Origin of the sequence: Idiomarina zobellii (assembly GCF_900100855.1) — a bacterium.
In the GTDB taxonomy this organism is placed as follows: domain Bacteria; phylum Pseudomonadota; class Gammaproteobacteria; order Enterobacterales; family Alteromonadaceae; genus Idiomarina; species Idiomarina zobellii.
In genome coordinates, this window is record NZ_FNCB01000001.1 from 190,409 (window position 1) to 215,040 (window position 24,632).

Genomic DNA, 24,632 nt, shown 5'->3' on the forward strand with positions numbered 1-24,632 from the left:
ATATCAATTTGTTTGAATTGAGGAAGAAAGCTTAATGTTTCTTCCTCAACAGTACCAGCAAAACTTGGAGTTAATGATAAGCTATCGCTAAACCAATAAATATTGTTTGCAGTAGGAGTCATTATGAAAGCGGTAATATTAGATAACGACAGTTTGGGTGAAGGCGTTGATTTATCTCCTATTGAAAATCAGGTTAACGAGTTCATTTGCCATTCACTGACTTCGCCCGAACAAGTCGATGAACGTATTAAAGACGCTGACATTGTTATTACCAATAAAGTGGTGCTGAACGAAGACAGCTTAAAACAGGCAAAAGAGCTGAAGCTGGTTTGTGTGCTAGCCACCGGTATGAACAATATCGACTTAAAAGCTGCTGAAAAGCTTGGCATTCCCGTTAAAAATGTCGAAGCTTACGGAACACCCAGTGTGGTTCAGCACACATTAATGATGATGCTGTCGTTAGCAACAAAAATGCCGGTTATGCAAAAGCGTATGGCCGCTGGCGACTGGCAAAAGTCCCCGTTATTTACTCTGCTTAACCCGCCTACTTATCAACTCGAAGGCAAGCATTTAGTGATTGTTGGTTCAGGCGAACTTGGGCAAGCAGTAAAAAAACAAGCTGAAGCATTAGGTATGCGCGTCACTTTTACCGCACGACCAGGTAAAACAGACGACTCGCGCCCAAGTTTTGATGAGCTATTGCCTGAAGCCGATGTTATTTCGTTTCATTGCCCGCTAACGGAGGAAACGAAAGGTTTGCTCAATCGTAACAACATCCAACACTGCCCGCCCCACACTTTAGTTATTAATAATGCCCGCGGTGGTGTGGCTCATGAAGAGGACGTGCTGGACGCATTACGGAAAGGCCAAATCGGCGGCTATGCGACCGATGTTCTGCCACAAGAACCGCCAAAAGACGGCCACCCGTTACTCGATGCATTAAATGAACCACTAAACTTGATTGTTACACCACATAACGCCTGGACTTCTCCGGAGGCAAGGCAGCGCATTATTGAGTTAACCGCTGAAAATATTAACGGTTTTAAGTAATCTCAGAGTTTACTGCTATCTTTATAACCTAATAATTGAATAAACAAACAAAGGTTACAACATGAAAGAAATAAAATGGGGCTTAATTTTCGTTGCAGCGATTATTTTGTGGCTGATCATTGAGAGGCTAACAGGCTTACACACTCATAATATCGAGTATCACGCGATATTTACCAACGTGTTTGCCATGGTGGCCATTGTCATTTATATCATTGCGTTACGCGATAAAAGGGCGTCATTACCCAATCAAGAAATGACATGGTTACAAGGTTTTATTAGCGGTTTGAAAATTGCGGTTGTGGTGGCGGTGCTATCGCCCGCTGTGCAATTATTGGTTCACTATGTTATTTCTCCGCAGTTCTTTCCAAATATGAAAAGCCACGCCATTGCATCTGGCATGATGAACGACGACCAGGCTGAAAAATATTTCAATCTGACATCGTACATGATGCAATCAGCAATAGGCGCCTTGGTGATGGGCGCAATCACCGCAGCTGTTGTCGCTCTCTTTTTAAAACGACGTTCTTAGGAGCGTCGTTATTTCACCTTACCACTTAGGTAAAACCAACGGCCCTGCTCGCGCACAAAGTCGGAATACTCTTCCATAAAATCCACGTCAGCGCCCTCTTTATAAAACGCCCGGAAGTGTACTTTGCCTTTATCACCTTTTTGTTCAGAAGACATGACTTGTAATTTTAGCCAATCAGGTGAGTCCGATAAGTCAAGCATCATGGGACGTGTGCTGGAGTGCCAGGTTTTCAGTAGGTAATTGGTAATCTGTTTTACAAAGGCACTGTAACGTGATCGCATCAGTTGCTCTGGGGTGTCGGCCCGCATCGTCTCAATATGTAACAGTTCGCAACACCCTGAATACTCATCTCCACTGCCGCATGGACACAGCTCTCTACTCATAACCTACACCTAGTATTTTCTGATAACTATAAATGACTATACAAAACCCATATACCAATAGTAATTAGAACCACACCACCACAAATTTCTGTTCGTTGCCCTAGCCAGCCTCCAACGATACGGCCCAAGAGCACACCAATAGTTACCATTATTGCGGTCGCTAGCCCAATTAACCCAGCCGCAAGCCAGATGTTCACTTCAATAAATGCCAGGGTTATTCCTACAGTTAGCGCATCAATACTCGTTCCTATTGCGGTCACGACTAGCTTAAGAAAAGAGCCAGTATTCGGAGTAAAGTCAGCGTCATCCTCTTCTGTTTTTACTCCCTCATAAATCATGTGAAGGCCTAATATCGTTAATAGCCCAAAAGCTAACCAATGATCCCACGCCTGCACGTAAGACTTTGCGGAATAGCCAATAAGCCAGCCGATAAGCGGAGTAGAACCTTCAATCACACCAAACAGAATACCTATTTTAGCGGCTTGTTTGAACGTTGGTTTGCGTAATGCTGCTCCCTTACCAATTGCTGCAGCAAACGCATCCGTTGACATAGCAAACGCAAGGAGGATTAATGCAATAACAGTCATAATATAAAAGGTTAAGCGTTTTCAGATTGGCGCGCATAGTAACACAGAAACGCCCAGCCCTTACTCAAATAAAAAGTAATAGCCATAAGCCACAATAAAGGCTGGGATAGCCGAATAAACCGTTGCTAACATTGCCGCTTTTGGAGCTAACGCGATGGCAGGAAAAAGCGCATCGCCGTCATTACTAATAGCATTACCAAGTTGGGCAGAAAAAGGAATAGAACCATTAATGTACAAACTAGTCACGAGTATTTGCGGTCCACAGCCTGGCAAAAAGCCAATAACCACAGCCATTAATACGACCATTGGTCCCCAGGAATTAAACATGCCAGCCACATCAATACCAAAAAGCTGTACTGGAATCTCGAAAGCTAAAAACGCCAGGACGACCCATCCCGTTACAAACTGAGTGTCTAGAACCGATTTATTCAACCACCCTTCATGATGCGTTGTGGGCTCTTCACTGGTAATCGATGAATAACCGGTGAGATCTGACGTAAACGCCCATAACACCAAAATAAGAAAAGTCGCTGTTGCGGCAATGGTCTCAACGGTATTAGGGGGTAAATTTAACGGCTCGTTAAGCTCAAGTTGAAGTGCAACCGCGACTGCCCCAATAAGTGCGGGTATAAAAATAACTTTCCAAAAACGCACAGACCACCTCAGCACCGTTTTGCGGGTTCTGCTTGGCTCGGGTCCACACAGGCTTTCTTTGCTTTCAGTAGCGCCTTTACTCAGTAGCCAATCGGTTTTCCCTTTATGAAACAGATTAACGATATAGCCACTGATGGCTCCAACCACCAAACTTATTGCGACAATAAGTAACGCATCAGCAGGCTTTTGTGCCAGCAGTAAAAACGCAGCATCGCCCATAGTACTGGTTAACACAGCAACCACTGCACCAAAGCTTGTCATACCGCGAGTGAACTGTGTCACGACAATAATGGCGCCACCGCAGCCGGGCAACGCGCCCAGTAACGCAGCTATAGCAACTTCCTGTAGTGGATGCCGTTGCATATAACTGGCTAAACGCTCTTTATCGAGGTTGCGAGTTAAACTGTAATACAGCGCCAGCGACGCAAAGACAAATACAGATACCTGCAAAAACGCGTCCGACAACACTTGAAGTGTCACCGCACGAGTAACAGGAACAAGCAACAAAATAGCAAGCAGAATAGGGAGAATAATGCGGAGGTTCGGCTTCAGCTGACCTTCCTTGCATTCCATCATGAGCTCGTTAAATTTCAATTTTGAGTCCATACTGCCGGACTACTCCTTTATGAGACGAAATCGAGGCACGCTCTGCCCTCCAACGTCGACTGACTCGATAAACATATCATACGGTCTTACCCATAGTTTTTGTTCACCATACAGCGGCTGATACAGTACCAGCGTTTCTTCCGTTTCACTGTGCGTTACCATGTCTATCACTCGGTAACGGTTGCCTTTGTAGTGTTCGTAAATACCGGGGGTTATTGTCATAAGCTTCTTTGTTGCGTGTTTTTTTCATAGTAAAGCTTTTTGACCGCATCGCAAATAAAGACTATATTTAGACCAAATTTAGTTACCAGGATCTGTTATGGCACTTTCTGACAAAATTAAACCGATAAGCTATTTAAAAGCCAATGCTGCGAAAATTTCATTAGAGCTCACTGAGAGTGAAGGCCCAATGTACATTACTCAGAATGGTGAAGCGAAGATGGTGGTTCAGGACGTAAAGAGCTTTGAAAAGACTCAGGAAACACTGGCCATGCTTAAAATTCTAGCCTTGGGTAACCAGCAAATAGAGAGCGGCAACATTCAAGCGGCCGACAGCGCTTTTGATAATCTAAAACAAGAGCTTAATGATCGTTAATGACCTACTCTGTAAAACTGACCGCTGACGCAATTAAAGATATTCAGGACATTGTTGATTACATAGCTCTAAACGACTCTAAAGCTAAAGCGCTTAATACTCTTGAAAAGTTAAGGTCTTCAGTTGCCAGCTTAAGCGAATCGCCGGAGCGTGGGGCATACCCAAACGAACTTACGTCACTTGGTATAAAAGAGTTTCGTCAAATTCAAACGCCTCCGTATCGCTGTATATACAGAATAATCAACACCGATGTTTTTGTTCTTATCGTTGCTGATGGTCGCCGGGATATGCAAGCATTACTGCAGCGGCGTTTGCTGCAAGGTTAGGCTCAACTAGAAGCTTTATGTCTGAGAATAGAAAAACACTCCAACATTTTTTAGAGCAGAATAAACCAGTAACCGTGTTAACAGGTGCAGGCTTAAGTACGGCTTCAGGTATTCCCGACTACCGCGACAGTAACGGTAACTGGAAAAGCGCTCCTCCGATGCAGCATCGCGACTTCATGACTAACGAGCTACTGCGCAAGCGTTACTGGGCACGCGCTTTACACGGTTGGCCGGTGCTCTATAACGCACAGCCTAATGCTTCACATTTGGCACTAGCAAAAATGCAGAAAGAAGGCTTAATCGGTACTATCATTACTCAAAATGTAGACGGCTTACACCAAAGAGCCGGAGCCACAGACGTAATAAATTTACATGGCTACGCTAATGAAATGGTTTGCATGAGCTGTGGCGCACAATCGCCTCGTTTGGAAATGCACGAACGCTGCCTGGCACTGAACCCAGAGTTCGCTGAAATGGACGCCACCGCCCTACCCGACGGCGATGCTGACATAGAAACCGACTTCTCAACCTTCCAAATAGCCGACTGCTTAAATTGCGGCGGTATTTTAAAACCAGACGTAGTGTACTTTGGCGACACGGTGCCGAAGACCCGTGTCGCAGAAGCAAAGCAGGCGTTAGCTGAAAGCGAAGGGTTATTAGTTATAGGCTCATCATTAATGGTGTTTTCGGGTTATCGCTTTGCCCGCCAGGCCGCTAAAAATAACCAACCCATCGCCATTTTAACACGCGGTAAAACCCGCGCTGATGACTTAGCTACATTTAAAATAGATGAAGATATTGAGAGTGTGTTGGTGTGAAACAAGCACTTCCTTATGGTTGCATCGAAAAATTTGACTAGTAGTTTTAATAACTTACCTTATGAAGATTAATAAACAACCGAAGGAATATGCCGTTATGGTTTCAGACAGTAACCCGGTACTCTCTACGCTATACTTAACACTAGTATTGGTTGGTGGTTACTCAGTTGCCGCCATGCTCGTCACTTACTTTCAAACTGGGGAGTTTACCTGGGGACACGCCGGCGTTTTACACTTTGCCACGGCTTTCACCATTTCGTTGGTTTATCACGTGTGGAAAAACCTTCGTCATAAAAAGCTCGAACAGTAATACCCATGTCATTTAATACGCTCATCACGGAAGCGGCTGATAACCTTTCCAATCAGGAACCAAAGGCTGGCTTTTGCCGTCGTGGTACAAGTGAATGTAGTGACTATCGATAAGATCGAGACACAGGCAATCGTCGACAGCTATCAAGTCATCTTTATGCAATTGCTCCGCACCAGCTAAGCCTTTATTGATAACTTGTACTTTCGCCAACTGTTTAGCCGCTTGAACAGATTCGGCCACAACAACCGTAAAATCATGAAACTCCGCCAACTTACCGTCAAAGTAACCGCCAAAGTTCACGAAATAAAGCTTTTTAGCACAAGTCGATTGTGGCTCTTGTGCAAGTTCAATACGATAACCATCGACATGGTGCAACTGAACATAGCTGTCCAGATGCAAGCCTTTTTGTGTACCGAACCAACCTGCTCGAATGGCCGAATAGGTATTCTCAATAGTTTCCCCCACAACAAAACGAACATCATGTAGCTCAATATTCGCACCGGGAGCAGTACCGCCAACGTAGGTTAAGTAGAGTTTTTGCATGAAGGTGTTGTATCCGTTGCTTTCATTTCAAACTTTCGTCCAGTTTAACTGAAATTGGGTAAAGCAAAAGAAGAAACCCTACTGGGTTAGCTGCTAAAGTATTAGAAACTATCAACGAAGACCCTGAGGTCTACTTTAAAATAGCCGCCCACTAAGAATAGGAACACAAAATGAAAACAACAATAAAAATGGCTTTAGCAGCGGTAGCACTCTGTTTCGCTACGTTCAGCCAGGCTGAAGTCGCTTCATCATCAGAGCACGGCTTTCAAATACAACTAGAGCAAAGCTTTGAGGGCTCTGCTCAACAGGGTTATAGACATTTTATCAATAACGTTAGTGAATGGTGGCTGGACGATCATACCTGGTTTGGCGATGCGGCGAACTTAAGTATTGAAGCAACAGCCGGCGGGTGTTTCTGCGAAATTAACGGAGATTTGCAGGCAATGCACATGCAGGTTGCTTATGTTGACCCACGAAAAACCCTGCGGTTAGTCGGTGGTCTAGGACCATTACAATCCTTAGGTATGAACGGCACCATGACCATTAGTTTTAGCGATAACAAAGTGTCGCTGAATTACATCGTCGGCGGCTACCCAACCACCGACTTTACCAAGCTAGCTCCGATAGTTGATGGTGTGTTGGCGCAGCAATTAGCGTCGTTTTCACAGACTCTCTAACTAAAGGCTAATTTAGCTGCCAGTAAAACATTCGAGCTTCTTTATTAAGTGCTGTTACGGTAATCGCTTCGTCACTGGCTTTTCCTGCAGCGCCGTAGCAAACGTGTAACGGTAGCAAGTGTTCTTCGCGCGGATGACAAAACTCGGCAAATGGTGCTTGTTGCCAATGACTGAGTTTATCAGCGCGCTCTTCTTCATTTAACGTTTTACTACTGCATACTTGCTCTAACCAGCTTTGGAACTCTGCGTTTTTACTATCTGCTGTCGCGTCTTCCGGAGAGAAAAATGCCTTCATATTGTGGAATGAAAAGCCGGACCCCAAAATTAGCAGGTTGTCATAATCGAGGTTCGCCAAGGCTTTCCCCAGTTTGATGTGAGCATTAGCATCAAGCGTATTCAACAGCGACAGCTGTACGCAAGGAATATCAGCCTGTGGGAACATAATTTTAAGCGGCACGAAAAGGCCATGGTCAAAACCACGCTCCGGCTCCCCCACCGACTCGATGCCCGCCGCCGTTATTGCTCCAAGTAGTTCTTTAGCTAAATTAGGCTCGCTAGGTGCTGGATAAGTGATTTGGTACGATTCTGGCGGGAAACCGTAATAATCATAAATTAGCTCCGGTTTTTCACCGGTCGTTACATGCGGAATATCAGCTTCCCAGTGAGCGCTAACAACAAGAATGGCATCGGGTTTTGGCATACGCGAGGCAACATCCTGAAGCGCGTTGTTCAGGCTTTCATGACTTTTATCGCCTAATAGTGGCATAGGGCCGCCACCGTGAGCGATATATAGAACCTGTCTCATTAGTCACTCCTCATTTATCCGGCTTACTTCTTTGGATAGAGTCTACACCTGACGCGCAACGTCGGCTACAGGCAATGAAAAAGCCGCTCGGGTGAGCGGCTTTTTATGGAATTGGTGGAGCTGGCGGGAGTTGAACCCGCGTCCGCAATACCTACATCCTCGGTCCTACATGCTTAGTCAGTCTTTTGTTTAACCTATGCGACGCCGACTAACAGGCTTCGTTCATAGGTGAGTCCGATTAAGTTTAACGCCTCAGCTCCGGACAAAGCATCCACGCGAGTCTACCTTAGGTCGAGCCGTCCTGATCCAGTCTCGTAGACAAAGCGCTGGGGGACGGGCTTAGCGGGTTATTAAGCCGCTAGAGCGTAGTTGTCGTCGTTTGCAACTATAACGTTGAGGCTTTTTACGAGGCCAGCCTCACCTCGGCATGCACCTTGGGTTTCGTGTATCCCGTCGAATCCTGATCAGCCCCAAAGTTTTCTGTCAGTTCTTAATGACGTAATGTCGATACTATAACTCAGACACCGTTTAAGCGCTATAAGTTCCGTACTTAAACGGTGAATTATTAGGCTTTCACGCCTTATGCTGCCATATAAAGCACTTTTTCTACCAATTTGCGAATGCCCTCTTCCGCATCCGCTAAGTTGTCTGCCAACATATAAGCAGGCGTTGTCACCAGTTTGTGCTTGTCGTCCACCACGATATCGCGCACGCCACAGTCAACATGTTCGCCACCCATTGTATTAATTGAGCCAGCGACTTCTTGGTCATTCCCCACAGTCACTTTCACACCGTTACCATAAATATGTGGCAGTAAAACAGGCGCAATGCACATATAGCCTGCAGGCTTCTCTGCATCAATAAAGGCTTTACCAACCTTAAGAACTTGCTCGTTAACGGTCATTTCGGCTCCGTTCACTGCAAAATCACAAAAGTTCTTCGCAACACCAAAGCCTCCCGGTAACATCAAGGCATCAAATTCTGATGCCTCCAGTTCACTTAACGGTTTCACCTCTCCCCGAGCAATGCGTGCGGCTTCTTCCAGTACATTACGTTTGTCGCCATTTTCTTCGCCTTTCAAGTGGTTAATGGTGTGCATTTGCTCGATGTCGGGAGCGAAACACTGATAAGCAGCACCTTGCTTGGTAAGGTGCAACAGAGTTAATACCGCTTCATTCACTTCAGCGCCGTCAAACACACCGCAACCTGACAATAGTACCGCTACTTTTTTCATAAAAACCTCTACTTAAACGTCAGTTTATTTATCGTTTATATGTTTATCGTGCTCAGTTCGCCATTTCCATTCATTTTCAAGCGTTGCTGTCGGCTGCAACATGGCGAAGTCTAAATCTTCAATTTTGTCACCTGACTTCAAACGCTTCGGGAGGTCAGGGTTTGCCAACGCCGCTTTAGCCACCGCCAACATCGCGTTCGGATAATGCGCGGCTACGTGTTCATAATTACTCTGGTCAATGCCGCCGTTGACTATCAATGGAATATCACTGAATTCCTGCACAATCTCCGCCAGCGTTTTCGCACTGCCACCTTTAAATGGCTTACGATTTACGTCGGTATCCGCTGTATGAATATAGTCTATTCCAGCCTCTTTCAAGGCTTTCACCAGCTTTATCATCGCGTCTTCGCCTTCTGGCCAATGATAATCCGGGTCGGTCACCGTAATTTGCCCCAGTCGAATACCGATGATGAAGTCATCTTTTGCAGCTGCTTTCGCCGCTTTTGCAACCATTTCAACAAACTTAATACGCTTACCAATATTGCCACCCCATTGGTCTTCACGTTGGTTGAAATAGTCACTTAAAAATTCATTCAGTAAATAACCATTGGCGGCATGCAGCTCAATACCGTCAAACCCTGCCTCTTCTGCGCGCTTCACGGCGCCAACGAAGCCTTGCATAACCGCATCGAAGTCGCTTTCATCCATTGCTTTAACTTCTGACCAGCCGTCAGTTTCACCATATAAACTCAATGGCTCACCTTTAGGCTGCACGGCACTTGGCGCGATCGGCGTGTCCGTATATTCATTGTGTTGGAACTGGGCGCCCGCGTGCATCAGCTGTAATATAAATTTGCAGCCATGCTCATGTACTCTTTCAACAATTTCTTTCCAGGCATCGGTTTGCGGTGCATCAGTAATACCCGGCTGATTGATATATCCCTGGCTTGCCTGACGGTCGGTATAAACACCTTCACTGATAATCATACTCCAGCCACCTTTAGCGAATCGCTCGTAGTATTCACCCATAAGCTCGGTTGGCTTACCTTTTTTATCAGCACTGGTGCGGGTCATTGGCGCAACCACAAAGCGATTATCAAACTTGTGGCCTTTTAACTCGAAATCATCAAATGCAGAGCTCATACGGAATCCTTTTTTGTTAGGAACTAATCTATGACTTTGTGCATATTTACGAAGATTTCAAGGTGATTTGATCACTTTATCTATTTTTAACCGATAAAATGACTGCCGCTTTTTGCTTCTTGCCGCCATATCCAAAGGCTTTACTGAACGTTTTGACCGGTATGGGTAGGTATTGTCTTTCTGTCGGCGACTGCCAGGGTAAGGTATCGTAATCGGGGTCATTAATATAAACAAAACCGTCGTCTGCGGCGCATATCAGAACCCAATGGGGTGCTCGAATGCCATCAAACAAATAGGTTGAAATAAGCGCCATGACCAACGACCCGGCCGCCAAGTCACGACACAACGACTCTAGTGTGTAATCGCCCACAGACACGGCTACATTTCTTTCACGCAAATAGCCGATATCGACTTGCTGTATTCGCTCAATAACGGCTTTCTTCTGCTCATGCCTTACCGAGTCGACAAACAATGGCTGATCGGTATTCACCTCAACACGAACATTCAAGCCTCTTTTTAACGCGGCGCGAGCTAATCCATAAGGCCCGCAGCCGCCGTGTCCAGAGGTCATATAAATAGTGGTTGCTTCGCGCCAAATTTCCAGCTCTTCAGATTGAGGGTCATGACTTGGGTAGCCAAAGTAATCAAGCGCCATTAATAAGCTCGCCGGCCCACAGGTGAACTCTGTCGACTGGGTTAACATAGGAACGTAGGTTTCGGTAGCGCCCACACCGGCATCTTCGCCGAGTTCATAGCGTGGTAGGAGTTTTTGCAGAACAAGCGCGTCACTCGACTGTGACTGAGTCACCGGAAAGTAGGCTTCACGCAACTCTATAGAGTGAAACCCATCACCAATAAGTAGCTTTTGAGCGACTTTATTAGACACCGCCACTTCGGTGCGTAAAAATAAAGAATGCCGTTCGTCAGCTAACTCTTCGCCTTTATGAAGCAATAAACGTCCGTAGCCTTTATGACGACAACGCTCACTGACCACCAGCGCATACAAACGAGCCAAGTTGGTGTTGTTGCGATACAACACCACAACATAACCTTCGACGTTGCCGTTCACTTCAAGTACATAAAAGTCGGCCGTTTCAGACTCAATAAAACGGCGGAAGCTACGCTTGCTGATGGCATCTTCGGGGTAAGTCCGGGCTTCCAGTATTGCTACGGCATCCAGATGAAGTGGTTGAGCACAGGTTATTTTATAGCTTTGAGAAGCCATACTTAGAGCACACCTCATAACAAAGTTCCTGAGGGAATAACCTCAGGCTACAGACTACCTTTTGTACCACGAATCGTGTTAAACTTGCGCGCAAATTTTTTGCCTGTCGGGATAATTCTGTGAGCGATAACAAACCTTCTTTAAGTTACAAAGACGCGGGCGTCGATATTGACGCTGGTAATGCATTGGTTGACCGTATCAAGGGCGTGACTAAACGCACGCATCGACCAGAAGTAATGGGTAACATTGGTGGGTTTGGCGCACTTTGTGAAATTCCGGCAGGATACAAACAACCCGTTTTAGTCTCAGGTACTGACGGTGTTGGTACAAAATTACGTTTAGCTATCGACCTTAAACGACACCGCGGTGTCGGCATCGATTTAGTCGCGATGTGTGTTAACGACCTTATTGTGCAAGGTGCAGAGCCTCTGTTCTTCCTGGACTACTACGCAACAGGCAAATTGGACGTTGACGTTGCTGCTGACGTAGTCGCAGGCATTGGTGACGGCTGTGAACAATCAGGCTGCGCACTTATCGGCGGTGAAACAGCAGAAATGCCGGGCATGTACGAACACGGCGACTACGACTTAGCGGGTTTTTGTACCGGTGTTGTCGAAAAATCAGAAATTATCGATGGCACCAAAGTTGCTGACGGCGATGCCTTAATCGCTCTGGCATCAAGCGGCCCGCACTCAAACGGCTACTCACTGATTCGTAAAATTATTGAAGTCAGCGGTGCCGACTTAGAGTCTCACCTACAAGGCAAAACGCTAGCGGATCATTTACTAGAGCCAACTCGCATTTATGTGAAGTCAGTGCTTGAACTGATTAAGCATGTTCCTGTACATGCATTGTCACACATTACCGGGGGCGGCTTCTGGGAAAACATTCCACGAGTCCTTCCGAAAGGCAGTAAAGCGGTTATTGACGGGAACAGTTGGGACTGGCCGGTTATTTTCGATTGGTTAAAAGACAACGGCAACGTCAGTATGAAAGAAATGTACCGCACTTTTAACTGCGGTGTGGGTATGGTTATTGCCGTGCCTAATGACCAAGCCGATAAAGCCATTCAGATACTGACCGACGCTGGCGAAGATGCGTGGAAAATCGGCCGCATTGCCAATGCCTCAGAAGGCGAAGAGCAAGTCGACATTCTGGCCGACGAGACTCACTAATGAAACGCATTGTTGTATTGATATCAGGCACCGGCAGTAATATGCAGGCCATTCAACAGGCCTGCGAAGACGGTAAAGTCGCCGGTGAAGTGGTTGCCGTTATTTCGAATAAAGCTTCCGCGAAAGGTCTGGAAAAAGCCGCAGCCAAGGGAATTAGCACCGAAGTGCTGAGCCACAGAGAATTTGATTCACGCGAGGCTTACGATGCTGAACTTAAAGCGTTAATTGATAGTTACCAGCCCGATTTAGTCGTCTTAGCTGGCTTTATGCGAATACTTACTGGTGACTTCACGCGCCATTACGAAGGTCGCATGTTCAACATCCACCCTTCTCTTTTGCCGAAATACAAAGGTGTAAATACCCATCAACGGGCATTAGACGCTGGCGACACCGAGCATGGCGTAAGCGTCCATTTCGTCACCGAAGAACTCGATGGCGGTCCGATCGTATTGCAAGCCAAAGTACCTATTTTTGAAGGCGACACAGTCGACGAAGTTCAAGCCCGTGTTCACGAACAAGAGCACCGCATTTACCCGCTTGTGGTTAACTGGTTTTGTCAGGAGCGTTTAAAGCTCGAAAACGGCCGCGTGACCTTAGACGGTGAAGTATTAGGCGCTCAGGGCTACGCCTCGGAGTAAATTGATCACATATCTAAACTTCTCAAAGACATGGTGGCTTGTTCGTCACCTTCTTTGAATTGCTGCATTTTAACCATCACGTAGTTTAATTCGGGGGCAAACCAGAAAAACGTCTGGCGGCGGTTATTGTCGCGAACGCGCCCTACTTTTATCGCTTCAACTTCTCCATATGGCAAGGACAGAATCTGACTCTCGGCCATCACTCTGAAACGGTACTCGTCTTCTTCACCTTTCTCATTAACCACCCGGTATTTAAACTGCTCCGCTCCACCCGATACATCAATGCGTAACTGCTCAATGACATTCGCTTCATCAAACAACGCATTTTCCCAATTTATATCCAACATACGACCGGTATCGACATTGCGGACCTTCTTATCATCTGCTCGGAATTCACCATGAAAAGACTTGTCTGATCCGGTTCCCGTACGCATGTAAATAAACTCGCGGGGCTCCAGTCGATTATTTTCATCATCCACAATAAAGACAGACCGAGCTTCTCTTGTGTCCGACAAAATGAACCAGGAAATGTCAGATTTTGTGCGCAACTGCCACTCGTTGTCAGGCGACACTTCTAAATATCGATAGCCCTCACCATATTCACTATCGCCACGTGTAATAACGTAGTTTGCTTCATACGGTTTCATGGTATCGTTAATGCCCTGAGTTGCTTTTGCAGTATCGTCTGCGTGAACTGGCGCAAGCTGAGAGAAACTCAGTACAGTAGAAGCCATTAAAAAATACATTGTCCGTTTTAACATCACCACTCCATTCGCCGTGACAACTGGATACTTACATTGACAGAAAATTCAAACGCGCGTTCAAATTTTTCTTGAAAATAATGTCTGGTTGATCTAACTTGCACAGTATAACTGGTCAGACCTCCAAATCGGAGTATTACACTATGAGTATTGCACTTTGGATTATCGCTACCGTTATTGTTGCGGCAGCTCTTATTTACAAGCGCGCCAGCCTACTGTTATTCAGCGTGGGCATGGTCGCTATGTTTGCTATTGGTAACGTACTGGAAATTGTCGGCCCTGTGCTTTGGACAATTCTTGCCGTTATCTTAGTACCTATTAATTTAGCACCCGTTCGCCTGAACTTGCTAACCAAACCGATTCTTAAAGCATATCGCAAAGTCATGCCAGAAATGTCTGATACTGAGCGCGATGCGTTAGAAGCCGGTACAGTTTGGTGGGACGGCGACTTATTCAGTGGCGACCCGGACTGGAAGAAGTTACTGGACGTACCAAAAGCTGAGCTAACAGCAGAAGAGCAAGAGTTCTTAGACGGCCCGTGTGAAGAAGTCTGCAAAATGCTGGACGACTGGGAAGTTACGCATGAACTGACAGACATGCCTGAGCACGTCTGGCAGTACCTGAAAGAGAAAAAATTCTTCGCCATGATCATCAAAAAAGAATACGGTGGTCTTGAGTTTTCAGCGTACGCTCAGTCTCGTGTGCTGCAAAAGCTTGCGGGCGTTAGTACGGTATTAGCATCAACAGTCGGTGTACCTAACTCATTAGGTCCTGGCGAATTGTTGCAGCACTATGGTACCAAAGAACAGCAGGATCATTACCTGCCACGCTTGGCTAGTGGCGACGAAATTCCATGTTTCGCGCTGACCAGTCCGGAAGCAGGCTCTGACGCAGGGGCTATTCCTGACTCAGGTGTTGTCTGTAAAGGCGAATGGAACGGCGAAGAAATTGTTGGTATTAAACTTAACTTCAACAAGCGTTACATCACGCTTGCACCGGTTGCGACGGTATTAGGTCTGGCATTCAAAATGTACGACCCTGACGGTTTAATCGGTGAAGAAGAAGAGCTGGGTATTACCTGTGCGCTTATTCCGCGTGACACCAAAGGCGTTGAAATTGGTCGTCGTCACTTCCCGCTTAACGTTCCGTTCCAAAACGGTCCTATTCGCGGTAACGACGTATTTGTACCACTTGATTACATTATCGGTGGTCAGAAAAATGCCGGTAAAGGCTGGCGTATGCTGGTTGAGTGTTTGTCGGTTGGTCGCTCAATTACCCTACCGTCAAACAGTGCTGGTGGTATTAAATCTATTGCTCTGGCGACCGGTGCGTATTCACGCATTCGTCGTCAGTTCAAATTACCAATTGGTAAAATGGAAGGTGTTGAAGAGCCAATGGCTCGCCTGGCTGGTAATGCGTACTTAATGGACGCAGTCACTACCCTTTCAACAAAAGGCATCGACTTGGGTGAAAAGCCTGGCGTTATCGGTGCTATCGCGAAATACCACATGACCGAAAAATTGCGTGCCTGCATGGATGACGCAATGGATGTTCATGGTGGTAAAGGTATTTGTTTAGGTCCAAACAACTACTTAGGTCGTGGTTATCAGGGCGTGCCAGTGGCTATTACCGTTGAAGGTGCGAACATTCTGACTCGTAACATGATGATTTACGGTCAAGGCGCCATTCGCTGCCATCCTTACGTTCTTAAGGAAATGGAAGCGTCTGCAGAACAAGGTCCTGAAGCACTGAAGAAGTTCGATAACGCCCTATTCGGTCATATCGGTTTTGCGGCAAGCAACTTCATGCGCTCGGTATTCTATGGTTTTGGTGGTCACCGCTTAAGTTCAGTACCAGTCAGTGGTCCTGCACGTAAGTACTACCAACAAATGAACCGTTTCAGCGCCAACATGGCATTATTATCTGACGTTGCTATGGGTGTGCTTGGCGGCAGCCTGAAGCGTAAAGAGCGTGTATCGGCCCGCTTAGGCGATATGTTGAGCTACCTATACATTGGCTCTGCAATTTTGAAACGTTTCCATGATGAAGGGCAAATTAAAGAAGACTTGCCACTGATGCATTGGGCTATGCAGGATACCTTGCACAAGCTTCAGGAAGCTCAACTGTCTATGTTGGATAACTTTGGTGGTGTTGGCTCTGTCATGCGCGCCATTATGTTCCCGCTGGGCCGCATTGCGAAGCGTCCAAGCGACAAGAACGACCACAAAATTGCGCGTATGCTGATGTCACCTAATGACGTACGTACTCGCCTGGGTAAAGGCCAGTTCCTGAGCCCTGAAGGTCACTTTGGCTTCTTAGAAGAAACACTACAAAACGTTATTGCCGCTGAGCCACTGTACGACAAAGTTTGTAAAGCAGCGGGTAAACGCTTCAGCTTTACTCAGTTGGACCAAATTGGTGCCAAAGGTAAAGAACTGGGCGTACTAAGCGATGACGAAGTTGCTCTTCTGGAAAAAGCGGAAGAAGGCCGTTTACGCACTATCAATGTTGACGACTTCGCACCGGAAGACTTATTGGCAGGTAAAGCGGCGTTTGATTACGCGCTGAAAAACCTAAAAGAAAGTGATGCAGCTTAAACGCTAAGCGTCTTAACGCAAATAAGGCGACTCTGTTTTGCAGGGTCGCCTTTTTTTTATGCTAGAATTCTGCGCTGTTTTAAACATTCTGACTTTAAAATAATAAAGGCGAAAGGTATGCAGTCTTCCAATAATGGTTACTCAGAGACCAGCAAGCGCGGCTGGTTTACTCGCTTCCTCGACATGGTCGAGTGGTTGGGTAATTTACTTCCTCACCCTATAACGCTATTCGCAATTTTTTGTCTGCTGGTTATTGTCGCTAGTGGCATTGCTGCTTATTTTGGTGTCAGCGCTATCGACCCTCGCGACGGCGAGACTGTTATCCAGGCAGTCAGCTTATTAAACGCCGAAGGTATACAAAAAATTGTGACCAACCTGGTGACGAACTTTACTGGCTTTACGCCATTGGGGACGGTGCTTGTCGCTTTATTAGGTGTTGGTGTGGCTGAGCGTTCAGGTCTCATTTCTGCGGCTATGCGTGGCTTGGTTATGAAAGCCCCACCTAAGTTAATTACCGTAACGGTCGTTTTTGCCGGTGTTATCTCTAACACGGCATCGGAGCTCGGCTACGTGGTGTTGGTTCCGCTTGCAGCAATGATTTTTTACGGCTTAGGCCGCCACCCACTGGCTGGTTTGGCCGCTGCATTTGCCGGTGTCTCTGCAGGTTACAGTGCCAATTTGTTAATTGGTACCGTTGACCCATTACTGTCAGGGATAACCCAGGAAGCCGCAAAGATTGTCGACGAGAACTATACCGTTGGCGCTGAAGCCAACTGGTACTTCATGATGATAAGCACCTTTCTCATCGCCATTCTGGGTGCAGTCATTACGGACAAAATCGTGGAGCCCAAACTTGGCAAATACAATAAAGACGAAGCTTCTATTGATTTGTCCGATCAGTCTTCTATGGAGCCGCTAAGTGCTCTGGAAAAGCGTGGCTTAAAGTTAGCCGGACTAAGTGTGTTAGTACTGTCAGGTATTCTCGCTCTCACTGTGGTACCCGAATGGGGCATTCTCCGACACCCGGAAACCGGCTTAGTGAAAGGCTCTCCATTCTTAAAAGGTGTCGTGGTTTACATTTTCTTCTTCTTTGCCATTCCGGGTTTTGTTTACGGCCGTGTCGTAAACACCATGAAAAACGACCGTGACGTCATTGACGCAATGTCGCACAGCATGGGAACCATGGGTATGTACATTGTGCTGGTTTTCTTCGCCGCGCAGTTCGTTAACTTCTTTAAATGGACCAACTTTGGCACCATCTTCGCTATTAACGGCGCAGAGTTTCTGACCAATATAGGCATGACCGGCCCACTCATTTTTGTGTTCTTCATTATGGTCTGTGGGTTTGTAAACCTAATGCTGGGTTCAGCATCGGCACAATGGGCTATTACTGCGCCAATTTTCGTACCTATGCTGATGCTTATTGGTTACTCACCAGAAGTGATTCAGGCGGCTTACCGTATCGGCGATTCGGTGACTAACGTCATAACACCGATGATGAGTTACTTTGGTTTGATACTGGCTGTTGCAGCTCGTTACAAGAAAGATTTAGGTATTGGCACATTGGTCGCGATGATGCTGCCTTACTCAATGATGTTTTTCATCGGTTGGACAATATTGTTCTTTATTTGGGTATTCGGCTTTGGGCTACCAGTTGGTCCGGCAGCCCCAACTTATTACGGATAAACTCTTATTCTGGCCGGCGCATTACGCGGTATGCAATAACCGCTAATAAGCCGGCCACACCTATCACCCACGCCATTGCGTAATCGGTAAAACTCCCTGCCTGACTTACGCCGGCCGATACCAACCCCGCAATTAAAAACTGTAAGCTACCAGTAACGGCGGACGCCGAACCTGCGCGCTCCTGTTGCTCTGCCAGCGCCCCCGCCATAGCATTAGGAAAGACTAAGCCAAGCGTTGATATATAAGCAAATAAAGGCAGCAAAATGCCCCAGAAACTGGCATGAATATACGCCATCACACACATAATAGTCGAAACAATGGCCAGTATCGGCAAAGAGACATTCAGTATTTTTCGTGAGGAATGATATTTCAGTAACCAACCATTGAGCTGAGAAAAACCGATAATACCAATAGCATTCACACCAAATAACCAACTGTAGTGCGTTGGATCCAACCCGAAAATTTCAATAAACATTTTCGGCGAGCCGGTGATATAGGCGAACAGCCCGGACTGAGCAATAGCCCCTGTCAGTGAATAGCGTAAAAAGGAAGGATCCCGAAATACCGCCCAATAGGTTGTTCCGGTATGGCGCATACGCACATCGTAACGGCGTCCGCGTGTTTCCGGCAGCACAAAGTGAATAGTCACTGCGGAAGCAACCCCCAGAGCCGCGACAATAAGAAACAGTGCTCGCCAGCCCATCCATTCGGTAATATATGCCCCGAACAACGGCGCCAAAATAGGCGCAACGCCCATAACCAATATTAAAAACGAAAAGACCCGCGCTGATGCTTGCGGCGTATAGAGATCACGCACGACAGCCCGGGCAATAACAATCCCCGCGCAGGCACCAATAGCCTGAAAGAATCGCAGCACAATCAACCACTGAATGTCCGGTGCATAAGCACAGGCAACGGAAGTAACAACATAAATTGCCAAACCGATATAAAGTGGGTTCTTACGGCCAAACTTATCGGTAGCCGTACCGTACAGCAGCTGACCTATGAACAAGCCAAAGAAGAACGACGTAAGCGATAATTCGACGTGATGAGTGTCGGTTACGTAATCGCTGGCGATAGCACTAAACGCCGGCAAATACATATCAATAGACAGCGGCGCAAACGCGGTAAGTAACGCCAGAATGACAACAATAAAATCGAATCTGGCGTTATCGGAGACAGGCCTGGGCTCAAACGAGTGAGCCATTATTTATCCTCTACAGGCGTATATGACTGAGTTGCAAACTCCTCAGGTCGTTGCAGAACCTCTTGAGCTCTGGCGTAATTCACTAGTGACTCAGCATAGTCAATACCGGTATTGCGGGCACGCCCCCGCTCACTAATACGGTAGAATGTATCCCAACCGTCCTGGCCGCCAGCAATGAAGCTGTTCGTTACCAAAATATAAGTCGCTCTGGCCGACATAGGCTGCCAGGTCTGGCTGCCTTTATCCCACACTGCCAGGTTAGATACGCGGGAGCCGGTTTCTTCCGTTAAATCGACTGAATAACGAATGCCGGCACCATAAGGGTAAGCCCCTTGAGAGCCGCCATCAGAAACAGCATAGGCTAAAGCTTCTTCCATTGCCTGCTTAAACTCGGAGCCTGTCAGCTCTAGCTTCACCAAAGTATTCGCGAAAGGCAGCACGGTAAAAGCGTCACCGACGGTAAAGTCGCCTTCTGAAATATCTGAGCGCACCCCACCACCATTTTGAATCGCAAAGTCAGCCTCTGGTACAGAGTGCAAAAAGGCCTCAGCAACCACTCGATGAGCACCTGAGCTGATTACCTGCGCACAGCCAGCACGACGGTTTCTATCAACTTGTTGAGAGCAAATTTGCTGAGGCACATCCGCAATAACTTCTGCTGAAAAATCGTCAACTTTGCTTCGATAGTCTTCTAATATGGACTGAAGCTCGGTATCGGGTTCAACGAAGCTATAAACACCGCTCTCTTTTAATGCGGTGGTAATCGGTTCATAGGTCGTCACAATACCGTCAGACACCTGAATGTCTTTACCCAATAAGTAGTGAGGTCGCCCACCACAAGCTGCGATTTTATCGCCGTCAAACTCAGCTTTTAATTCACCGACAACCAGCGAGTACTGATAGGCGTGGGCAATACACACTTTGTCACCATCCGCATTGGTTAATTCTGTCGGATACGATCCGGCAGACTTCATACCAAACTCACTAAAATCACCGAGTAAAGTATGCGAATCACCACCAATAATCACATCGACGCCAGGTAATTGTTTAACCAGTTCCTTGTCACGCTCATATTGAATGTGAGTGAGCAAAACAATTTTCTCAACGCCCTGGCGCTGAACTTCGGCAATATATTTTTGCGCCGTTTCAAATTCGTCTAAAAACTCGGTGCTTCGGTCTGGCTGAGAAGACTTTTTTGTTTTACTGGCAATGGTTAAACCAATAATTGCTACCTCTTCACCGCCACGCTCAACAATGGTGTAAGGCTTAAACATATGCCACTCGTTGTCTGGTGTCAGTGGCGACTCACCCACCTCAGGCTTAATATTGGCACTTAATTTGGCGGTTTGGCACTGCTCGGTACCTAACTGCTGTAAGAACTTAGCAAGGCCTGCATCACCGTTATCAAACTCATGGTTACCAATAGTGAAGGCATCAAAACAAACGTTATTCATCATGCGGGCATCGGCTTCACTGCCAAACAGCGTGAAATACAAACTACCTGTCACCGCATCACCGGCATGCAGGGTAAGAACATTATCATTAGCCGCTCGCAGCGCTTTTATCTGCGCGCCAACGCGTGGAAAGCCACCAGCTTCTACCTGCCACTCCTGCTCAGCCCATACCAGCGTTTGCTGTTTGGCGTCTAAGGTTGAGTGGTGATCATTAACGTGCAGCACTGTCAGCTCAAAACTCTCATTTTGGGGCGCTTGCTCTGGTGTTGATGCACAGCTCAGTAATGCAACAGAGCCGAACGCAATAGCAGCACCGCGCACTAACTGACTCAAAAGACGCTTGTTCTTATTCACCTGCATACTCCTTAGTGTCGGTTGCTATTAGTCTTTAATAAGACCAATTTCACGCAAACGCTGCATTAAATAATCATCCGCCGTAATGGGTTCGTCACGCTGCGGGTTTTGTTCAGTTATACAGCTTTCCAACGGGGTTATCATTACGTCCGGGTTAAAGTGTAAGAAGAACGGAATAGAGTAACGCGACTTCTCATTGTAAGGCGCAGGCGGATTAACCACACGATGCGTAGTCGAGGGCAACACATGGTTGGTTAAACGCTGTAGCATATCACCCACGTTACAAATAATGGCACCTTCAATAATGGTTACCGGCACCCAGCTACCGTCTTTCGCCAGAACTTCCAGACCCGGCTCTCTTGAGCCAACTAATAAGGTCAGAACGTTGATATCTTCATGCGCACCCGCTCGTACAGACGGTGTATCTTCATCAATAATAGGCGGGTAATGCAGTGGGCGCAAAATTGAGTTGCCGTTATTCACCTTGTTGCGGAAAAAGTCTTTTGGCTGACCCAAGTAAACGGCCAGTGCATCTAACACCTGGTTACCCAGCTTATCCAGTGCTTCATAGATGGCCAGCATGTCGTCTTTAAACTTTGGTAACTCTTCTGGCCAAACATTCGGTAACAGCTGCGGATAAGCCGGCGTACCTTCCACTTCGCGCCCAACATGCCAAAATTCTTTTAAGTCCACATGCTCTGCGTCTTTCGCTATTTCAGTGCCAAAAGGCGTATAGCCGCGAGCGCCACCTTCTCCGGGACGGTGATATTGTTTTTTCACCTCGTCCGGCAATGCGAATAACTCACGACACGTGTCTAGCGCACGTTCAATAAGCGCTGTATCAACACCGTGTTGCGTTAATGCAATAAAGCCATACTTTTCATAACCTTGGCCAACATCCTGAGTAAATGCATCAAAATTATCGTGATAACGTCGCATATCGACGTGCGGAATAGACTGCATGGTGGCGTTCCAACTTATTAATTTAGGAAAACAGGAAAGCCCTGTATTTTAGGGCTTAGGCAACAAAATCACAAGTTAGCCAGCGCTTCTCGAACCGGCTTGTAGTCACGTCGGTGAATGGGGCAAGGTCCGTATTTCTTCAGTAGTTCAATGTGCCGTGCTGTTCCGTATGCCTTGTGTTTATTAAACTCATACTGCGGGTAGCGTTCGTGCCATTCCAGCATCTGTCTGTCACGCTCTACTTTTGCCAAAATAGACGCAGCAGCAATGCTTTCTTCACGAGCGTCACCACCAACAATAGCTTCAGCGGGTACCGTCAATTCGGGCACTCGGTTACCGTCAATCAGCACTTTGCTGGGTAATACGGGTAACGCTTCTACTGAGCGTTGCATAGCTTTCATGGTTGCCCAGAGTATATTTATTTGTTCAATCTCGTCAGGGTCTGACTGCGCTATTGCCCAATACAGCGCCTTTTCCTTTATCTCCACACTGAGCTTCTCGCGCTTCTTCTCACTCAGTTTCTTTGAGTCATTAAGCCCCTCAATAGGACGTTCAGGATCAAGAATAACCGCAGCGGCAACAACGGGTCCTGCAATAGGACCTCGGCCCGCTTCATCGACACCACAAATCATGAGGAAATTTTCACCTTGTTGCTTTGTTCATACGCCAAATAATGGTTATGATACCTGCGCATAATAATTAGACCAATAAAATAACAATCGGGAATACATCATGGCTCAATCTCCACAACCGGACCGTTCGCAAAAGGAAAAGCCGAACAGTCTGCTCAACCGCCTGCTCGACGGCGTAGAAAAAGTCGGCAATAAGCTTCCTGACCCAGCCGTTATGTTCTTTGGCTTGCTCATTATTGTTTGGGTAATGTCCTGGGCGATGTCAGGCGTTAGCTTTGACGAAACTCACCCACTAACCGGTGAGGCTATTAGCGTTACTAACTTGCTCAGCGGCCCTGAAATCACCGCGTTTTTGGCCAACATGGTCGATACTTTTATGGGCTTTGCGCCGTTAGGCGTTGTATTGCTGGCAATGCTGGGTGTCGGTGTAGCTGAACGTTCAGGTTATATTGACGTGGCCATTAAGCTTATGCTGAACGTAACGCCAAAAACCTTACTCACACCGATGCTTATTTTGGTCGCAATTGTCAGTCACACTGCAGTCGACGCTGGTTACGTGCTTGTTATTCCACTTGGCGGCGTTATTTTCTACGCCGCAGGTCGTCATCCACTGGCGGGTATTGCAGCGGCATTCGCCGGGGTTTCCGGTGGTTTCAGTGCTAACTTTGTACCTTCTGCTATTGACCCATTACTACAAGGCTTTACTCAAAGCGCGGCGCAAATTATTGATTCTGATATTCAGCTGAACCCGTTGAATAACTACTTCTTTACCGCTGCATCTTCCATTGTGGTAGTCGCTATTGGTTGGTTCCTGACCGACAAAGTGGTTGAACCGCGTCTGCGCGGCGCTGAAATCGACGGCCATCCTGACGATATGCCGGCGGTTGATGATGTATCTCCGCGTGATCGCAAAGCATTTTACGCGGCTTCTCTCACCATGCTTGCGGGTATTGTATTACTGTATTTTCAGCAACAGCAGAAAATTCGCCGCTGGCCGATCCACAAACGGGTGAATTAGCCTCTCTGGGCGCACCGTTAATGGGCATGATTGTCCCATTAATTTTCCTGCTGTTTATTATTCCGGGCATTGTTCACGGTTACGTGTCGGGTAATTTCACCAACTCACAAGACGTTATTGGCGCCATGAGCAAGTCGATGGAAGGTATGGCTTACTATATGGTCATGGCATTCTTCTGTGCGCTGTTTATAAAGGCTTTTGGTGACTCGCAGCTGGGAACACTTATTTCAGTAAAAGGCGCTAATTTCCTTGCCAGCATAGAGCTATCAGGCGGCGTTACCATGGTGGGTATTGTCTTCCTGGTCGCGTTTATCAACTTGTTTGTGGGTTCAGCGTCGGCTAAATGGGCACTTATTTCACCCATTTTCGTGCCTATGCTGATGCAACTGGGTTACTCGCCAGACTTAACGCAAGCGGCTTACCGTGTGGGCGACTCGTCCAGTAACATCATTACTCCGTTACTGCCGTACTTCCCTCTGGTTGTGGTTTACTGCCAGCGTTACGTTAAAAAGACCGGTATAGGCACGCTAGTTTCCATGATGCTGCCATACACAGTCTCACTGCTGGTGCTTTGGTCTGCCTTCCTGATTCTATACTGGACTCTAGGCATTCCTCTGGGCTTCCAGGCTAGTTATACCTACCCGGCAGGCTAAAAGTCTTGT

At 46.9% G+C, this 24,632-nt stretch carries 25 protein-coding genes, 1 other RNA gene and 1 pseudogene; 12 read left to right on the forward strand and 15 right to left on the reverse strand.

Annotated features, from left to right (window positions below; genetic code table 11):
- Positions 1-123 precede the first annotated feature (123 nt).
- Positions 124-1,050, forward strand: a complete 927-nt coding sequence (locus tag BLT32_RS00890; protein WP_053952425.1) for a D-2-hydroxyacid dehydrogenase — start codon at positions 124-126, stop codon at positions 1,048-1,050.
- Positions 1,051-1,111: 61 nt separating this feature from the next.
- Positions 1,112-1,579, forward strand: a complete 468-nt coding sequence (locus BLT32_RS00895) for a DUF4199 domain-containing protein (protein ID WP_053952426.1) — start codon at positions 1,112-1,114, stop codon at positions 1,577-1,579.
- 8 nt (positions 1,580-1,587) lie between these two features.
- Here the strand turns inward: BLT32_RS00895 and BLT32_RS00900 are convergent, their stop codons facing one another.
- The 4 genes from BLT32_RS00900 to BLT32_RS00915 all read right to left on the reverse strand — a co-directional run bounded on the left by BLT32_RS00900 (position 1,588) and on the right by BLT32_RS00915 (position 4,031).
- Complete coding sequence (locus BLT32_RS00900; protein ID WP_074668854.1) at positions 1,588-1,962, reverse strand: YchJ family protein; 375 nt, start codon at positions 1,960-1,962, stop codon at positions 1,588-1,590.
- Positions 1,963-1,988: 26 nt separating this feature from the next.
- Positions 1,989-2,513, reverse strand: a complete 525-nt coding sequence (locus BLT32_RS00905) for a manganese efflux pump MntP (RefSeq protein ID WP_342341494.1) — start codon at positions 2,511-2,513, stop codon at positions 1,989-1,991.
- Between the two features lie 96 nt (positions 2,514-2,609).
- The gene (locus tag BLT32_RS00910) at positions 2,610-3,809 is read right to left on the reverse strand and encodes a putative manganese transporter (RefSeq protein ID WP_053952429.1); all 1,200 of its coding nucleotides are present in this window, start codon (positions 3,807-3,809) and stop codon (positions 2,610-2,612) included.
- Positions 3,810-3,818: 9 nt separating this feature from the next.
- Positions 3,819-4,031: a DUF1653 domain-containing protein gene (locus BLT32_RS00915; RefSeq protein ID WP_053952430.1), complete on the reverse strand. Its 213-nt coding sequence runs from the start codon at positions 4,029-4,031 to the stop codon at positions 3,819-3,821.
- 97 nt (positions 4,032-4,128) lie between these two features.
- Between BLT32_RS00915 and BLT32_RS00920 the strand changes: the two genes are divergently transcribed.
- The 4 genes from BLT32_RS00920 (at position 4,129) to BLT32_RS00935 (ending at position 5,858) form a co-directional block, all read left to right on the forward strand.
- Positions 4,129-4,404, forward strand: coding sequence for a type II toxin-antitoxin system Phd/YefM family antitoxin (locus BLT32_RS00920; RefSeq protein ID WP_053952431.1), 276 nt, complete (start codon positions 4,129-4,131; stop codon positions 4,402-4,404).
- Positions 4,404-4,730, forward strand: a complete 327-nt coding sequence (locus BLT32_RS00925) for a type II toxin-antitoxin system RelE/ParE family toxin (protein ID WP_053952432.1) — start codon at positions 4,404-4,406, stop codon at positions 4,728-4,730. The genes BLT32_RS00920 and BLT32_RS00925 overlap by 1 nt, the downstream gene beginning before the upstream one ends.
- A 17-nt stretch (positions 4,731-4,747) precedes the next feature.
- On the forward strand, positions 4,748-5,548 hold the full coding sequence (locus tag BLT32_RS00930) for an NAD-dependent protein deacetylase (RefSeq protein ID WP_053952433.1): 801 nt from the start codon (positions 4,748-4,750) through the stop codon (positions 5,546-5,548).
- 61 nt (positions 5,549-5,609) lie between these two features.
- Positions 5,610-5,858, forward strand: coding sequence for a hypothetical protein (locus tag BLT32_RS00935; protein WP_143020932.1), 249 nt, complete (start codon positions 5,610-5,612; stop codon positions 5,856-5,858).
- 24 nt (positions 5,859-5,882) lie between these two features.
- On the opposite strand, the gene BLT32_RS00940 is transcribed toward BLT32_RS00935, so the two are convergent.
- On the reverse strand, positions 5,883-6,401 hold the full coding sequence (locus BLT32_RS00940) for a DUF1543 domain-containing protein (RefSeq protein WP_053952435.1): 519 nt from the start codon (positions 6,399-6,401) through the stop codon (positions 5,883-5,885).
- Positions 6,402-6,571: 170 nt separating this feature from the next.
- Between BLT32_RS00940 and BLT32_RS00945 the strand changes: the two genes are divergently transcribed.
- Positions 6,572-7,078, forward strand: coding sequence for a hypothetical protein (locus BLT32_RS00945; RefSeq protein WP_200906788.1), 507 nt, complete (start codon positions 6,572-6,574; stop codon positions 7,076-7,078).
- Between the two features lie 7 nt (positions 7,079-7,085).
- On the opposite strand, the gene BLT32_RS00950 is transcribed toward BLT32_RS00945, so the two are convergent.
- The 5 genes from BLT32_RS00950 to BLT32_RS00970 form a co-directional block, all read right to left on the reverse strand.
- Positions 7,086-7,883: a DODA-type extradiol aromatic ring-opening family dioxygenase gene (locus BLT32_RS00950; protein WP_053952436.1), complete on the reverse strand. Its 798-nt coding sequence runs from the start codon at positions 7,881-7,883 to the stop codon at positions 7,086-7,088.
- A gap of 112 nt (positions 7,884-7,995) precedes the next feature.
- Positions 7,996-8,355, reverse strand: a transfer-messenger RNA (tmRNA) gene (gene ssrA, locus BLT32_RS00955).
- A gap of 108 nt (positions 8,356-8,463) precedes the next feature.
- On the reverse strand, positions 8,464-9,117 hold the full coding sequence (gene elbB / locus BLT32_RS00960; protein ID WP_053952437.1) for an isoprenoid biosynthesis glyoxalase ElbB: 654 nt from the start codon (positions 9,115-9,117) through the stop codon (positions 8,464-8,466).
- Positions 9,118-9,141: 24 nt separating this feature from the next.
- Positions 9,142-10,260: an NADH:flavin oxidoreductase gene (locus BLT32_RS00965; protein ID WP_053952438.1), complete on the reverse strand. Its 1,119-nt coding sequence runs from the start codon at positions 10,258-10,260 to the stop codon at positions 9,142-9,144.
- A gap of 76 nt (positions 10,261-10,336) precedes the next feature.
- A complete protein-coding gene (locus BLT32_RS00970) occupies positions 10,337-11,485 on the reverse strand; it encodes a peptidase C39 family protein (RefSeq protein WP_053952439.1) in 1,149 nt (382 codons plus the stop codon).
- Positions 11,486-11,604: 119 nt separating this feature from the next.
- Between BLT32_RS00970 and purM the strand changes: the two genes are divergently transcribed.
- A complete protein-coding gene (gene purM / locus BLT32_RS00975; RefSeq protein WP_053952440.1) occupies positions 11,605-12,660 on the forward strand; it encodes a phosphoribosylformylglycinamidine cyclo-ligase in 1,056 nt (351 codons plus the stop codon).
- Complete coding sequence (gene purN, locus BLT32_RS00980) at positions 12,660-13,298, forward strand: phosphoribosylglycinamide formyltransferase (protein ID WP_053952441.1); 639 nt, start codon at positions 12,660-12,662, stop codon at positions 13,296-13,298. The genes purM and purN overlap by 1 nt, the downstream gene beginning before the upstream one ends.
- A 5-nt stretch (positions 13,299-13,303) precedes the next feature.
- Here the strand turns inward: purN and BLT32_RS00985 are convergent, their stop codons facing one another.
- A complete protein-coding gene (locus BLT32_RS00985) occupies positions 13,304-14,059 on the reverse strand; it encodes a DUF3108 domain-containing protein (RefSeq protein WP_053952442.1) in 756 nt (251 codons plus the stop codon).
- A 143-nt stretch (positions 14,060-14,202) separates the two neighbouring features.
- Between BLT32_RS00985 and fadE the strand changes: the two genes are divergently transcribed.
- Together fadE and BLT32_RS00995 are read left to right on the forward strand one after the other, a co-directional pair.
- Positions 14,203-16,656: an acyl-CoA dehydrogenase FadE gene (gene fadE, locus BLT32_RS00990; protein WP_053952443.1), complete on the forward strand. Its 2,454-nt coding sequence runs from the start codon at positions 14,203-14,205 to the stop codon at positions 16,654-16,656.
- A 117-nt stretch (positions 16,657-16,773) separates the two neighbouring features.
- Positions 16,774-18,342, forward strand: a complete 1,569-nt coding sequence (locus tag BLT32_RS00995; RefSeq protein ID WP_053952444.1) for an AbgT family transporter — start codon at positions 16,774-16,776, stop codon at positions 18,340-18,342.
- 4 nt (positions 18,343-18,346) lie between these two features.
- On the opposite strand, the gene BLT32_RS01000 is transcribed toward BLT32_RS00995, so the two are convergent.
- The 4 genes from BLT32_RS01000 to rnhB all read right to left on the reverse strand — a co-directional run bounded on the left by BLT32_RS01000 (position 18,347) and on the right by rnhB (position 22,952).
- The gene (locus BLT32_RS01000) at positions 18,347-19,549 is read right to left on the reverse strand and encodes a multidrug effflux MFS transporter (protein WP_053952445.1); all 1,203 of its coding nucleotides are present in this window, start codon (positions 19,547-19,549) and stop codon (positions 18,347-18,349) included.
- Complete coding sequence (locus BLT32_RS01005; RefSeq protein WP_235443929.1) at positions 19,549-21,357, reverse strand: bifunctional metallophosphatase/5'-nucleotidase; 1,809 nt, start codon at positions 21,355-21,357, stop codon at positions 19,549-19,551. The genes BLT32_RS01000 and BLT32_RS01005 overlap by 1 nt, the downstream gene beginning before the upstream one ends.
- A 27-nt stretch (positions 21,358-21,384) precedes the next feature.
- Positions 21,385-22,320, reverse strand: coding sequence for an isopenicillin N synthase family dioxygenase (locus BLT32_RS01010; RefSeq protein ID WP_053952447.1), 936 nt, complete (start codon positions 22,318-22,320; stop codon positions 21,385-21,387).
- A 68-nt stretch (positions 22,321-22,388) separates the two neighbouring features.
- Positions 22,389-22,952: a ribonuclease HII gene (gene rnhB, locus BLT32_RS01015; RefSeq protein ID WP_053952448.1), complete on the reverse strand. Its 564-nt coding sequence runs from the start codon at positions 22,950-22,952 to the stop codon at positions 22,389-22,391.
- A 100-nt stretch (positions 22,953-23,052) separates the two neighbouring features.
- Here rnhB and BLT32_RS01020 point away from each other — a divergent pair.
- Positions 23,053-24,623: pseudogene (locus BLT32_RS01020) on the forward strand (AbgT family transporter).
- Positions 24,624-24,632 lie beyond the last annotated feature (9 nt).